This window comes from Clostridium sp. MCC353, from assembly GCF_018785315.1.
Classification (GTDB): domain Bacteria; phylum Bacillota; class Clostridia; order Lachnospirales; family Lachnospiraceae; genus CHH4-2.
Genome location: NZ_WQPN01000017.1, coordinates 50,129 through 62,909, shown reverse-complemented (window position 1 = coordinate 62,909; position 12,781 = coordinate 50,129). Strand labels below are relative to the sequence as shown.

Annotated in this window: 13 protein-coding genes; 1 reads left to right on the top strand and 12 read right to left on the bottom strand. The window is 46.2% G+C overall.

Translation table 11 applies throughout. The features are described 5' to 3' along the window. Positions 1-9: 9 nt before the first annotated feature. From GPL15_RS04395 to GPL15_RS04370, 6 genes are all read right to left on the bottom strand, one after another. Positions 10-1,098, bottom strand: a complete 1,089-nt coding sequence (locus tag GPL15_RS04395) for a helix-turn-helix domain-containing protein (protein ID WP_215696382.1) — start codon at positions 1,096-1,098, stop codon at positions 10-12. Between the two features lie 107 nt (positions 1,099-1,205). After that, on the bottom strand, positions 1,206-2,318 hold the full coding sequence (gene ugpC, locus GPL15_RS04390) for a sn-glycerol-3-phosphate ABC transporter ATP-binding protein UgpC (RefSeq protein WP_215696380.1): 1,113 nt from the start codon (positions 2,316-2,318) through the stop codon (positions 1,206-1,208). 229 nt (positions 2,319-2,547) lie between these two features. Next, complete coding sequence (locus GPL15_RS04385; RefSeq protein WP_215696378.1) at positions 2,548-3,390, bottom strand: YitT family protein; 843 nt, start codon at positions 3,388-3,390, stop codon at positions 2,548-2,550. Positions 3,391-3,411: 21 nt separating this feature from the next. Next, a complete protein-coding gene (locus GPL15_RS04380; protein ID WP_215696377.1) occupies positions 3,412-3,996 on the bottom strand; it encodes a class I SAM-dependent methyltransferase in 585 nt (194 codons plus the stop codon). Positions 3,997-4,006: 10 nt separating this feature from the next. Next, positions 4,007-4,840 (bottom strand): S1-like domain-containing RNA-binding protein, encoded by an 834-nt coding sequence (locus GPL15_RS04375; RefSeq protein ID WP_215696375.1) that lies wholly within the window; start codon positions 4,838-4,840, stop codon positions 4,007-4,009. 13 nt (positions 4,841-4,853) lie between these two features. Beyond that, positions 4,854-5,570, bottom strand: a complete 717-nt coding sequence (locus GPL15_RS04370; RefSeq protein ID WP_215696374.1) for an acyl-ACP thioesterase domain-containing protein — start codon at positions 5,568-5,570, stop codon at positions 4,854-4,856. 269 nt (positions 5,571-5,839) lie between these two features. Between GPL15_RS04370 and GPL15_RS04365 the strand changes: the two genes are divergently transcribed. Beyond that, on the top strand, positions 5,840-6,718 hold the full coding sequence (locus GPL15_RS04365) for an aminoglycoside 6-adenylyltransferase (protein WP_215696372.1): 879 nt from the start codon (positions 5,840-5,842) through the stop codon (positions 6,716-6,718). A gap of 625 nt (positions 6,719-7,343) precedes the next feature. Here the strand turns inward: GPL15_RS04365 and GPL15_RS04360 are convergent. From GPL15_RS04360 to GPL15_RS04335, 6 genes are all read right to left on the bottom strand, one after another. Next, positions 7,344-7,664: a hypothetical protein gene (locus GPL15_RS04360; protein ID WP_215696371.1), complete on the bottom strand. Its 321-nt coding sequence runs from the start codon at positions 7,662-7,664 to the stop codon at positions 7,344-7,346. 78 nt (positions 7,665-7,742) lie between these two features. After that, on the bottom strand, positions 7,743-8,381 hold the full coding sequence (locus GPL15_RS04355; protein WP_215696370.1) for a corrinoid protein: 639 nt from the start codon (positions 8,379-8,381) through the stop codon (positions 7,743-7,745). A 123-nt stretch (positions 8,382-8,504) separates the two neighbouring features. Next, complete coding sequence (hemA, locus tag GPL15_RS04350) at positions 8,505-9,704, bottom strand: glutamyl-tRNA reductase (protein ID WP_215696369.1); 1,200 nt, start codon at positions 9,702-9,704, stop codon at positions 8,505-8,507. A gap of 12 nt (positions 9,705-9,716) precedes the next feature. After that, positions 9,717-10,994 carry a glutamate-1-semialdehyde 2,1-aminomutase gene (gene hemL / locus GPL15_RS04345; RefSeq protein WP_215696368.1) on the bottom strand — a complete coding sequence of 426 codons (1,278 nt, stop codon included), beginning with the start codon at positions 10,992-10,994 and terminating at the stop codon, positions 9,717-9,719. After that, positions 10,994-12,076, bottom strand: coding sequence for a nicotinate-nucleotide--dimethylbenzimidazole phosphoribosyltransferase (gene cobT, locus GPL15_RS04340; protein ID WP_346344891.1), 1,083 nt, complete (start codon positions 12,074-12,076; stop codon positions 10,994-10,996). The genes hemL and cobT overlap by 1 nt, the downstream gene beginning before the upstream one ends. A 381-nt stretch (positions 12,077-12,457) precedes the next feature. Continuing rightward, positions 12,458-12,778 (bottom strand): hypothetical protein, encoded by a 321-nt coding sequence (locus tag GPL15_RS04335; protein WP_215696367.1) that lies wholly within the window; start codon positions 12,776-12,778, stop codon positions 12,458-12,460. Positions 12,779-12,781 lie beyond the last annotated feature (3 nt).

The following is a 12,781-nucleotide window of genomic DNA, read 5'->3' as shown; positions in this document are numbered from 1 at the left end:
ATCTCCGGCTTAGTAATCTAAGTTCTCCATGTATTTCATATATTTTACAACCATGAGCGCGATCTTAAATGTGATGGCGTCCTCAAATACACGAAGATCCAGGCCGGTGCTCTTCTGAAGCTTATCCAGACGGTAAACCAGAGTATTCCTATGAATGTAGAGCTGTCTGGATGTCTCAGATACATTCAGGCTGTTTTCAAAGAACTTGTTGATTGTGGTAAGGGTCTCATCATCGAATTCATCCGGTGATTTGCCGTCAAAAATTTCCTTAATAAACATACGGCACAGTGGAAGCGGAAGCTGATAAATCAAACGTCCGATACCCAGATTGCTGTATGCAACCACATTCTTGCTGCTGTAAAAGATCTTTCCTACATCCAGAGCCATCTTAGCTTCTTTATAGGAACGGGAAACTTCCTTGATCTCATTTACAATCGTACCGAATGCCACATGAACTTTCGTCATGGCCTCCGTATTCAGCATATCCAGGATCATGTTGGCGGTTTTTTCCAACTCTCCGTAGCTTTCACCTGGTTTTACTTCCTTTACCAAAATGATGTTCTTCTCATCCACCGCTGTGATGAAATCTTTTGTTTTGGTCGCAAATAAGCTTCTCACAGTTTCAAGAGCGTTCACATCTTTTTCATGTTTGGTTTCAATAATATAAACAACTCTCTTTACATTCGTCTCGATGTGCAGTTTTTTAGCCCGGTTATAGATATCCACTAAAAGCAGGTTATCCAGCAACAGGTTTTTAATAAAGTTGTCCTTATCGAATCTTTCCTTATAAGCAACTAAAAGATTCTGTATCTGGAATGCTGCCAGTTTACCAACCATATAAACATCGTCGCTTCCACCTTTAGCCAACAATATATATTCTAACTGATGCTCGTCAAATACCTTAAAAAACTGATAGCCCTGAATAACCTGGCTGTCTGCCGGAGAATCTACAAAAGCTAAAATCGAACTTTCATAATCTTCTGCATCCGAAAATGTTGTCGCTAAAACTTTCCCTTCTGTATCACAGATGCCAAGATCTATCCTGGTAATTCCCTTTAAACCTTCAATGGTTGTTTGAAGTATTTGGTTTGAAATCATATGTCACTCTCCTTTTGTTCAAATTTACCCTTATTCTATATTAAAGCAAAATATCAAAAAAAGCAAGCGAGTATCATACCCGCCTGCTTATTTTTACTAATATTTGATTAGTTTAATACCACTTTTTCAGTTTCTTTGTCAAATACATGGATCTTTGTTAAGTCAAGACCAAGTTTAACAGTATCTCCAACTCTTGCTGTTGTACGAGGATTTACTCTTGCTGTAAAGTTAGCATCATCAACATCGAAGTATAAGTAAACTTCTGCACCGAGTAATTCATATACTCTGATTGTAGCTTCGATTACGCTCTTAGGAGACATGGAAAGGAAAGCTTCCTCATCATGTAAATCTTCCGGACGGATACCAAGAGTAACAACTTTTCCAATATATCCCTTGTCTTCAAGGATTTTGCCCTTAGCTTCCGGAATAGCGATTGTATGTCCGCCAAATGCCAATGTAACTTCGCCGCCGTTTTTGCCAACAGTAGCGTCAACCAGGTTCATCTGAGGAGCTCCGATAAATCCTGCAACGAACTTGTTCTGTGGCTTGTCGTATAAGTTCTGAGGAGAATCAACCTGCTGGATAATACCGTCTTTCATAACAACGATTCTGGTACCAAGTGTCATAGCCTCTGTCTGGTCATGTGTAACGTAGATGATAGTAGCCTGCAGTCTCTGATGTAATTTGGAGATCTCAATACGCATCTGGCCTCTCAGCTTAGCATCCAGGTTGGATAACGGCTCATCCATAAGGAATACTTTAGGATTACGCACGATAGCACGTCCCATAGCAACACGCTGTCTCTGTCCGCCTGATAAAGCCTTAGGTTTACGGTCAAGCAGATGAGATAAGTCAAGGATTCTTGCTGCTTCCTGAACCAGTTTATCAATTTCATCCTTTGGTGTTTTTCTTAACTTCAAACCAAAAGCCATATTGTCGTATACGGACATATGCGGATACAATGCGTAGTTCTGGAATACCATCGCGATATCTCTGTCTTTTGGTTCAACATCGTTCATCAGTTTTCCGTCGATGTATAATTCACCAGAAGAGATGTCTTCCAAACCAGCGATCATACGAAGAGTTGTTGATTTACCACATCCAGATGGTCCTACGAAGATAACAAATTCTTTGTCTGCAATTTCCAGATTAAAATCCTTAACTGCTACGAATCCGTTTGGATATGCTTTGGTTACGTTCTTCAGTGATAAACTAGCCATGTAAAATTCCTCCTAAAATAGATAAAAGATAGATTTATTTGTTATTATGTAAGGCGCAGCCCCCACAGCTTTGCCTTTCTTGTTTCTGTCATTATCATACACGATAGAGGTTTATTTTGCCATATTGTTATTCACCAAAATGTTTTTTGCGATTTTGTTTAATCTGTATACCAATTTCGAAAAGTGCTTAAAATACCAAATTTATCGTTCCGGGGTCGTGATTTTTCTGTCAATATTCTATAAAGCCCTCGCCAAAAACTTCTCTGGCATCACTTACGATCACAAAAGCCCCCGGGTCAATCTCCCCTACAATCTCTTTTAACTGCACAATTTCCTTCTTGGAAACCACGCAAAACAGCATTTTCTTCTCATTTCCCGAGTACATTCCGACCGCATTGACCGCCGTCACCCCTCTGGCAAGGCGTTCCATGACCACGGAAGCGATTTTTTCGTATTGATCCGAAACAATGAATGCCTGCTTTGAAAATTTAAGACCTTCTATCATTCCATCCGATATTTTGGAAACCGCAAAGATGGCGATTAAAGCATAGAGCGCAAAACGGATGCCGAACACCGTGGCTCCGGCCAGCACAACGATTCCATCCAGCACCTGCATGATCTGGGCAATGGAATAATGCCTTAATTTTCTCTGGATCAGCGCGGCCAGCATATCCGTGCCGCCGGTCGTGGCCTGGCAGATAAACACCATGCCGGCCCCGATTCCGCTGATAATCCCGCCGAATAAAGACGCCAGGAACAGATCGTCGGTCACAAACGGCATGTATGGAATGATATAAAGCGACAGTGAGAGAGCCACTGTCGCCACAAACGTTTTTTTAATGAACTTCCAGCCTTTTATCTTAATGGAAACAAGAAAAAGAGGAATATTTAAAACCGTATTCGTCACCCATAGAGGCACCGAAAAAAGATTTTTAAATATTATGGCGATACCGGATACCCCTCCGGTAACTAAACTGACCGGATCATACATGTTCTTAATTGCAAATCCCATGATAAATGATCCGGCAACGATCATCAGATAATCCACCAACGCCGACCTTCTCCTGTTCATAAACCATCCCGTCCATTCTATTTATTTTTTTCGTGCCAGCACATGAAGCCAGGTAATCCCCCTGTGCGCATCAAACAATTGATCATCCTCCCATATTTTCAGCGTCTGAAACTGCCTGCTGCTTTCCAACAGCCGTTCCAGCTCTTTTTTTGTATAATCACTGAAAAATTGTTTGCCTGAAAAACCTTCTAATTCTCCCTTGCGGAAAGACATATACAAAATTCCGTCTTCCTTCAGGGATTTTGCCAGTTTATCAAGAAGCGGCGGCATCTCATCCTTTGGAATATGGATGAAAGACGCGCTGGCCCAAATACCGTCGAAAACGTCGTCAAACTCCATATCTTCATATGTCATCTGCAGCACTTCCAGACCGGTATGTATTTCAGCGAGTTTGCACATCTCTTCTGCGGCGTCAAGGGGCGTCACGTCATACCCCAATTCGTAAAATGACAGGCTGTCCCTGCCGGAGCCGCATCCTAAATCCAGAATGGTATCCCCTTCTTCCAACAGTTCCAGAAACTGTTCCATGATCTTCCCCATGTCCTGGTTGATCGTGTCTTCATAAACTTTCGCTGCGTACTGGTTATAGTAATCTATCGAATCCAAGTTATTCCTCCTAAACCCGTTCAATGGTCTTTTCAGTTATCTTAATCTTGCCTTCTTTTAACAAATGGCCTACTGCCCTTTTAAAAGCATTTTTACTCATATCAAATTCTCTTTTTATCACTTCCGGAGACGCTTTGTCATTAAATGGAAGAACTCCGTCAAATTCATCAATCACCTTGAGCACCAGTTCCGAATCCGTATCCATCTGGATATATGCCTTTTCCCTGGGGCTCAAATCCAGCTTGCCGTCTTCCCTGACTTTGGTAACCCGGGCTTCGATCACATCTCCTTCATGAACAGAGGACGGAAGTTCACGTTTCGGGATCAAGCCGTAATACTGGTTGTCCACTGCGACAAAAGCGCCCAAATCCTCTTTAATTTCATAAACTGTGCCGATGATTTTATCTTCTTTTTTATAAGGAGACTGGTTGCTCATGTAAGCATAGACACGCATAGTTGCCGCCAGCCTCTGGCTCTTATCGATGTAAAGGGCTACCAGACATTTTTCCCCCTGGCGCACCTTATGATTCTGTTCTTTAAATGGAAGCAGCAGATCCTTTTCCAGCCCCATATCCAAAAATGCGCCGATCTTTGAGATATCTTTCACTTCCAGGACAGCGGTTTCTCCCACCTGAAGCTTGGGCGTTCCTGTAGTGGCAATCAGACGGTCCTCAGAATCCTTGTAGATAAAGACCTCCAGGTCATCGCCGATCTTAGTCCCTTCCGGCACCTGTTTCTTGGGAAGCAGAACGGACATTTCACTTTCAGCCGTCTCTCCTAAATATACCCCAAAATCTTTCATTCTGATCACTTTTAATGTTTGTTTCTTTCCTAATTCTATCATCTTAATCCCTTCCTTATGCCTGCCCACGCAGCCCAATCACCGCATAGGGAGTATCCTGCGTATCACATAGAGCCACAACATATCCATCCTCAGTACGGCTTACATGGGGCATCACCGAATCTCCCAGTACCGCCGCTTTTTTGTATTCCACCCTGACTTCCGACACTTCTAAATGATTCGGCAGCACCTCTCTCGCCATCTCCACATACTGGGCGTTATTCACATGATGATTGGTATCTATATGATGTTTGCCCACAATAATTGGTTCCATTCTCTCACATTCTTTGGGGACCGCAATGCGTCTGGGCGCATAGTCCATCTCCAGTTTCTTTTCTTCTCCCGTCCCATATCCCCGGATGTCCTTTTCCAATACTTTAACCGGCCTTCCGGCTTCCGTATCGAAGAAAAACCAGATGGAATTGGCTTTTACCAAAAACTCCCCATCCTTGTCCCGGATCGTGAAATTCCTGTAGCCGTACATGCCTTTAAAATCATATGGCCAGGTAGAAATCACAATCTGCTCTCCCAGCTTAGGCTGCCTCTCGATCACGATCTGCCAGGACGACAGCCACCATGCCCTGTGGTTCCTGTTCAAATATTCAATCCCCAATCCCAGGTCTTCTGATTGAAAAGTAGAACAATCCTGTAAATAATTTATAATTCCTGTAACGGACAGTCTTCCCTTCTCATCCGTTTCGCTGTATCGGACTCTGCTGTCAAATGAGTACATCGCATTCCTTCCCTTCAACCAAAATTACCATCATTATATAGTATTTTGCCTGCAATGTCTAGGGATGGCGGCATCTAGTTTATGATTTTTTGCAACAGTTCAGACGGCAGGAAAAATGATAAAGAAAGCTGCTTGACCGGCCTTTCCGGTCAAGAAGATGACCGCCTGAACTGTTGCAGCCTGTTTTTGTAATCATTTTTTAGCTATGGGCCGGGATTTATGGTATATTAGAATCAGATAATTTATATTCTGCAGAACGGAGGCTTTCTATGAAGAAAATGCGTACTGAAAAAGAGATGTTTGATCTCATTCTGGGCACCGCCCGGGAAGATGAACGGATCCGCGCCGTAATTATGAACGGTTCCCGTGCTAATAAAGATGTGAAAAAAGACTGTTTCCAGGATTATGATATCGTTTATCTGGTTACGGATGTCCGTCCCTTCGTTAAAGACCGGCACTGGATTGACCGTTTCGGCAAACTCATGATACTCCAGATGCCGGATGACACATCCCAGCAGCCCTACGATCCTGACAGCGGAAAATCCTTTACCTATCTGATGCAGTTCATGGACGGAACCCGGATTGATTTGAAGCTTTATTCTGTGGAAGATTATGAAGATAATCATGAACCGGCCGTCAGCCTCCTGGATAAAGATTCCATTTTACCTGAATTCTCCGATCACAATGGCCAATGTTACTGGATTAAGCCGCCCACTCAAAAAGAATTCGAAGAATGCTGCAATGAGTTCTGGTGGCTCTTGCCTTACGTTGCAAAAGAATTATGGAGAAACGGGCTGCCTCTGGCAAAGACCCTTTTAGAAACCAACATCCGGGAGGAACTGATGAAAATGCTGTGCTGGTACATCGGTTCCAAGCACGACTACAAAATAGGTACCGGCAAGATGAACAAATATATCCGCTCCTACTTAACCCGTGAAGAGTGGATTTCCCTGAAAAAAACATACCCGGACCTAAAAACAGACAATATCTGGAACGCCATGTTCTGCATGTGCACCATTTTCCGCGAAAAAGCCCAGGCCGTAGCAAAGCTGTGGGGATACGAATACCCGATTCAGGACGACCATAATGTCCTAGGCTACATTGAGCATATCCATAAGATGCCTCGGGATGCGGGAGAGATTTTTTAGGTTTTATTGTGATTAATTGATGAACGTTACGCAGAAAAGCGGGGGGAGGCGGATGGCGAAGGACCGGGCATTCCGACCGGGGCGGGGGCGTCCTCTCATGGTGCAGGAATCCAGCTTCCAACCGTAAGTGGAACTAAGCCTCCGGGAATGGAAAAAGACGGTGCGATGCCCATTCACGGTAAACTCTTTATGGACTTTACCGTTCAGTGGGCATCTCAGAAACTGATTCGGTTTTCAGTTTCTGCCCGTCTTTTTCCATCCCTGGAGACTAAGTTCCACTAAACGGTTTCCAGATGGATTCCTGCACCATGAGAGGAAGCCCCCGCCCCGGTCGGAATGCCCGGTCCTCCGCCATCCGCCTCCCCCCGCTTTTCTGCTGGTTTTTCCTGGCTTAGATGATAAAAATTTTTTTTACATCAACCCTCAAGGCATTTTCGAAAATCCCTTCACATTTTACTATTAAACCTTAAAGCATTTTCGAAAATCCCTTCACATTTTACTATTAACCCTCAAAGCATTTTCAAAAATCCCTTCACGCTTTACTATTAACCCTCAAAGCATTTTCAAAAATCCCTTCACGCTTTACTATCAACCCTCAAGGCATTTTCAAAAATCCCTTCACGCTTCATGTAAATTCCCCCATCATCTCAATTACAAAGTCTTTTTTATCATTAGCGCCCCCATACACAGCCATGAAGAAGGGGAAGCTGGGGCGGTCAGCCGCGGATGATAGGAATTGGGGGCGTATGCAGACCCTTAGAAATACTTGGGCTTCAAGGGCGAAAAAAGACAGGCAGAAACTGAAAACCGAATCAGTTTCTGAGGTGCCCACTGAACGGTGAAGTCCCATAAAGAGTTCACCGTGAATGGGCACCGCCCTGTCTTTTTTCGTTCTTGAAGCCCTAGTATTTCTTAGGGTCGGAATCCGTCCCCCAATTCCTATCATCCGCGGCTGACCGCCCCAGCTTCCCCTTCTTCATGGCGTTACACCCGCCAATTAATAAAAAGGAGAGTCACCCTTTATTTACCGTGAAAGCACCGCCTGCTTTGCAACATCCGCACAGGTAGCCGCATCGGGAGTATAATAGTCCGCTCCAATCTGTTTTGCGAAGCTTTCGTTTACAGGCGCTCCGCCTACCATAACTACATATTTATCGCGAAGTCCTCTGGCGTTTAATTCATCGATAACATCCTTCATATTCGGCATTGTGGTGGTCAGAAGCGCTGACATGCAGATGATATCCGCTCCAACTTCTTCTGCCTTGTCGATGAACGTATCGCTTTCAATATCAACGCCCACATCGTAGATTTCGAATCCTGCTCCTCTGAGCATCATAACAACCAGGTTTTTGCCGATATCATGGAGATCGCCTTTTACAGTACCGATTACGGCTTTTCCAACCGGTTCATTGCCCACTTCGATCAGTTTTGGTTCCAGAATTGCGATGCCTGCGTTCATGGCTCTTGCCGCTACTAAAACTTCCGGTACGAAAACTTCATTGTTTTTAAATTTTTCACCGATAATCATCATTCCGGAAAGCAGTCCGTCGTTCAAAATTGCTTTTGGATCCACACCCTCGTCCAATGCCTGCTGTACTAAAACCTTAACATTTTTTGCTCTTCCTTTTTGCAGAAACTCAGAAATCTCTTCGATAATTGCCATTGCTATATCCTCCTCATCATCTACACCCTATGCGGTTCTATCTTTTATCTGTATATTAGTATAAGAAATTGTTCCGGCAGAATTTTGTACTTTTTTTGGAGTAATTGTATTTCTTTTAGAATCTTACTGCAATTCCGCATTTATTTTAGATATTACGGACATAAATGCCTCCACTTCCCCTAAACTGCCCATTTCCCTTATCTTATAAAAGAGGTGGTTAATGGCTGTGTCGATGCCCTTTTCTCCCGCGTCCTCCATCATATCACATTTTAAACGGTCCATCTGGGAACGGTGGGTCTGGAACAGAAGCCACCTGGAAAACTGGTCCTCGTATTCATCCAGAATCTTGTCCGCCGCCTTGATATCCGCCTGCTTTTTCTCGTTGTTCTGCCTTGCCAGTTCCTTCATATCTTCTATATTAAAGTATCTGACTCCTTTTAAGTCCCCCACTGCCTTTTCAATATCCATGGGAACCGCCAGATCAACGAATACTCTTCGTTTGTCCGTCTTCATGCATTTTTCAAAATGATTTTTGGTGACGGTGTAATGAGGGCTGGACGTGGCGCTGATGATGATGTCCATTTCGTCCATGTAAGAATATCTTTCATCATAGGAAATGACTTCATAGCTGATATGTCCTCCTCCCGTCATTCCAGGCAAATGATTCCGGCTGGTGACGCAGATGGAAAGGCCTTTTATACAGCCCGCATTTTTGAGCACAATGCCGCCGATCTTGCCGGAAGCCCCTATGATCATCATCTTTTTATCCTGAAGGCTGCCCAGTTCATGCTCCGCGGCTTTAATGGCCAGGGTTGCCGTGGAAATGCTGGTCTTGGACAGAACCGTATCTGTCTTGATTTTCTTGGAACAGGTAACCGCGTATCGAAACAGCGTGTTTAAGTAAGTGCTGCACCGGTTCCTGACATGGGAAAACTCATGGGCGTGTTTAACCTGCCCCAGGATCTGATCTTCCCCGATCACCATGGAATCCAGGCCGGCCGCCACCCGGAACAGATGATGCATGGCTTTATGATCCTGATATAACAGAATATAATCCCTCAGGTTTTCCACCTGCCCTGCCCCCGCCGTTTCCGCCACCGTTTCCAGCATCTGCTCAAATACCTTTGATGCATCCGCCCTATCGTTGGAATAGCAGTACACTTCCATCCGGTTGCAGGTGGATAATACCACCGCCTCTTCTATGGATTCATGGCCGCAAAGCCCGTCCAGAATCCTTTCCTGCTGTTCCTCATTAAACGCGAACAGGGACCGGATCTCAATGGGCGTTGTTTTATAACTGACACTTAATAATTGTACTCCCATAACAGCCTCGCTTTACGCCTGTAAAATGACCTCACAGGTTTTTTTAATGTCTTCATCGCTGTGAGCGGCCGATACAAACATGGCCTCAAACTGAGACGGCGCCACATAGATACCATGTTCCAAAAGCGCTCCGAAATACTCCGCATATGCCTGTGTATCCGAAGAGGTGGCGCTTTCGTAGTCCGTCACCATTTTTCCCGTGAAAAATGCACACAGCAGTGATCCCACCTGGTTTACGCACAGATTCCCTCCATTTTTCAGTTCTCCCCGTTTCCTCAGGGCCTCTGCAAGAGTTTTGGCTTTCTGTTCTATTCCGGTGTAATATTCCGGGTGTGCTTTCAATATCTCCAGCGTTTTGATACCCGCAGTGGTGGCAATGGGATTGCCTGATAGGGTACCAGCCTGGTATACAGGCCCCACCGGTGAAACCATGTCCATGATTTCCTTTTTGCCGCCGTAAGCGGCCATGGGCATTCCGCCGCCGATGATCTTGCCCAAAGTAGTCATGTCCGGCTTAATCTTATAATAATCCTGGGCCCCGCCATATCCGAGACGGAACCCGGTAATCACCTCGTCGAAAATCAAAACTGTGCCATATTCCAGCGTGATTTCCCGCAGAAATTCCAGGAACCCGTCCTGCGGAAGGACTACCCCCATGTTGGCAGCCACCGGCTCCACGATAATGGCAGCCACCTGGCCTTTGTAAGTTTCCATCAGCTCTCTGACTGAATCCTTATCATTGTAAAGGGCCACCAGGGTATTCTGAGTATAGGAAGCCGGAACGCCGCTGCTGTCCGGAACCGCCGTGGTGAGGGCGGCAGAACCAGCCTTTACCAGAAGGCCGTCGGAATGGCCGTGGTAGTTGCCCTTGAATTTGATGATCAGATCCCTGCCCGTATACCCGCGGGCCGTGCGGATTGCGCTCATGACCGCTTCCGTACCGGAACTGACCAGCCTCACTTTTTCCACAGAAGGCATCGCCTCACAGATCATTTCCGCCAGCACCAGCTCCTTTTTGGTAGGCGCTCCGTAGGTTAACCCCTTCTCACAGGCTTCTTTCACCGCTTCGATCACTTCCGGATGGGCATGTCCCAGAATTCCAGGGCCCCAGGAACAGACATAGTCAATATATTCATTTCCATCCACATCCGTGATGCGGCTGCCTTTTGCATGATCAATAAATAACGGAGTTCTTCCAACGGATCCAAAAGCGCGCACCGGACTGTTCACGCCACCCGGAATCCTCTGTCTGGACGCTTCAAATAACCGCTTTGATTCTTCTGTTCTCATCACTGCTCGTCTCCTTCAAACTTTTTATAAGCTTCTATATTAATTGTTTCAAATGTGCTGTTTTCCAGGTATACCTCATTGGCCATATCCAGCATGGGGAACAAGAGCACTGTCCCCGTTCCTTCTCCCAACGCCAGATTCCCCAAAATGAGGGGTCTGAGCCCCAGTTCTTCCATAATCCGTTCACTGGACGGTTCCTTGCTCATATGGGACGGCAGCATATATCCGACAGCCTCAGGGCAGATCCTCTTTGCCAGCAGGGCGGCGATGGAGGAAATAAGGCCGTCTATGACCACAGGAATCCGGTAAATGGCTCCGCCCAAGAACAAACCGGTCATTCCCGCGATATCAAAACCGCCCAGGTCAGCCAGCACTTCAATGGGGGCCGCCGGATCCGGATGGTGGAGCGCTATGGCCTCTTTGATCACATTTATCTTCCTTATAATCCCTTCTTTTGAAAGGCCTGCGCCTTTTCCCGTCACCTGTTCGGGGGGCAGGTTTAACATCACAGAGGCAATGGCGCTGCTGGTGGTAGTATTTCCAATCCCCATCTCACCGGTGCCCAGAATCCGGTATCCGCTCTCTTTCAGTTCCCGCACAAGATGAATTCCTGTTAAAATTCCCTGAAGGGCCTCTTCTCTCGTCATGGCCGGTTCTTTGGCCAGGTTTTTTGTGCCATAGGCGATTTTGCAGTTCCTGATTCCCGGTTCTTTTACGTCCCGGTTAATGCCGATATCCACCGGTATCACGTCAGCTCCCGCCACAGCGGCCATCCTGTTTACACTGGCAATCCCTCTGGCAAAGTTCTCAGAGACCACTGCCGTCACGCTGCTGTCCGTCTGGGTCACCCCTTCGGCCACCACGCCGTTGTCACTGCACATAACCACAACCGCCTTTTTCTCCAATGAAACCATCTCCTGGTTTTGGATTCCGGCTATCTTAGTAATCATCTGTTCCAGCAGCCCCAGCCCGTCCAGGGGCTTTGCTATATTATCCCAGTGGGCTTTGCTCACCCGCAGGATTTCCTGATTCAGCGGCTTAATCAGCCCGCATAATTGTTCTAATTCCGTCATTCGATCCATATCCTGCTCCTTTTTAACTTCCCTTTTCCACAGGTATAATGCCCGCTCTGCGGCCATTATGCCATAGCCGCAAGCGCCTATAGCAGCCTCCGGCCGATTCCAGCGCCCGGCTTTCTGCGGCGAGCGCAGAAACCGGCATGCGCAGGTATAATGCCCGCTCTGCGCCCATTATGCCATAGCCGCAAAGCGCCTATAGCAGCCTCCGGCCGATTCCAGCGCCCGGCTTTCTGCGGCGAACGCAGAAACCGGCATGCGCAGGTATAATGCCCGCTCTGCGGCCATTATACCATATCTCCCAACAACTTAACATCCATAATTCATAAAACATAACGGTCTGTAACAGAAAGGGAGGTGTCGCCGCACCTCCCTCCCATCCCTTATTTATTTCTCAAATTCAATGGTAGCTGCGGCTGGAAGCGCCAGCCTGCATTCCACTTCCATGCACTTAATGATTCCGGCAACCGCCGGGCAGGACGCGTGTCCTGGGAAATGTTCAGCGGCATACTCATAGAGATCCCCTGCCCCGGGTTTGGCCAGGCATACGTCAAAGGCATCAAACGTATTTCCCAAATCCTCAAACATCTTCCTGATGCTTTCGCAGCCTGATTTCACGGTTACTGTAACTTCCTGCTGGTCCTCCGACTCCGCGGTCACGGTTGTGACCAGACCGCAGATACCCGGATTAATTTTTACTTTCGTCATAAT

What these genes read in the sequence shown, in the direction of transcription:
- GPL15_RS04395 (WP_215696382.1), bottom strand. Translation starts at nt 1,098, where the DNA reads ATGATTTCAAACCAAATACTTCAAACAACCATTGAAGGTTTAAAGGGA.
- ugpC (WP_215696380.1), bottom strand. Translation starts at nt 2,318, where the DNA reads ATGGCTAGTTTATCACTGAAGAACGTAACCAAAGCATATCCAAACGGA.
- GPL15_RS04385 (WP_215696378.1), bottom strand. Translation starts at nt 3,390, where the DNA reads ATGAACAGGAGAAGGTCGGCGTTGGTGGATTATCTGATGATCGTTGCC.
- GPL15_RS04375 (WP_215696375.1), bottom strand. Translation starts at nt 4,840, where the DNA reads ATGATAGAATTAGGAAAGAAACAAACATTAAAAGTGATCAGAATGAAA.
- GPL15_RS04370 (WP_215696374.1), bottom strand. Translation starts at nt 5,570, where the DNA reads ATGTACTCATTTGACAGCAGAGTCCGATACAGCGAAACGGATGAGAAG.
- GPL15_RS04365 (WP_215696372.1), top strand. Translation starts at nt 5,840, where the DNA reads ATGAAGAAAATGCGTACTGAAAAAGAGATGTTTGATCTCATTCTGGGC.
- GPL15_RS04360 (WP_215696371.1), bottom strand. Translation starts at nt 7,664, where the DNA reads ATGATAGGAATTGGGGGACGGATTCCGACCCTAAGAAATACTAGGGCT.
- GPL15_RS04355 (WP_215696370.1), bottom strand. Translation starts at nt 8,381, where the DNA reads ATGGCAATTATCGAAGAGATTTCTGAGTTTCTGCAAAAAGGAAGAGCA.
- hemA (WP_215696369.1), bottom strand. Translation starts at nt 9,704, where the DNA reads ATGGGAGTACAATTATTAAGTGTCAGTTATAAAACAACGCCCATTGAG.
- hemL (WP_215696368.1), bottom strand. Translation starts at nt 10,994, where the DNA reads ATGAGAACAGAAGAATCAAAGCGGTTATTTGAAGCGTCCAGACAGAGG.
- cobT (WP_346344891.1), bottom strand. Translation starts at nt 12,076, where the DNA reads ATGGATCGAATGACGGAATTAGAACAATTATGCGGGCTGATTAAGCCG.
- GPL15_RS04335 (WP_215696367.1), bottom strand. Translation starts at nt 12,778, where the DNA reads ATGACGAAAGTAAAAATTAATCCGGGTATCTGCGGTCTGGTCACAACC.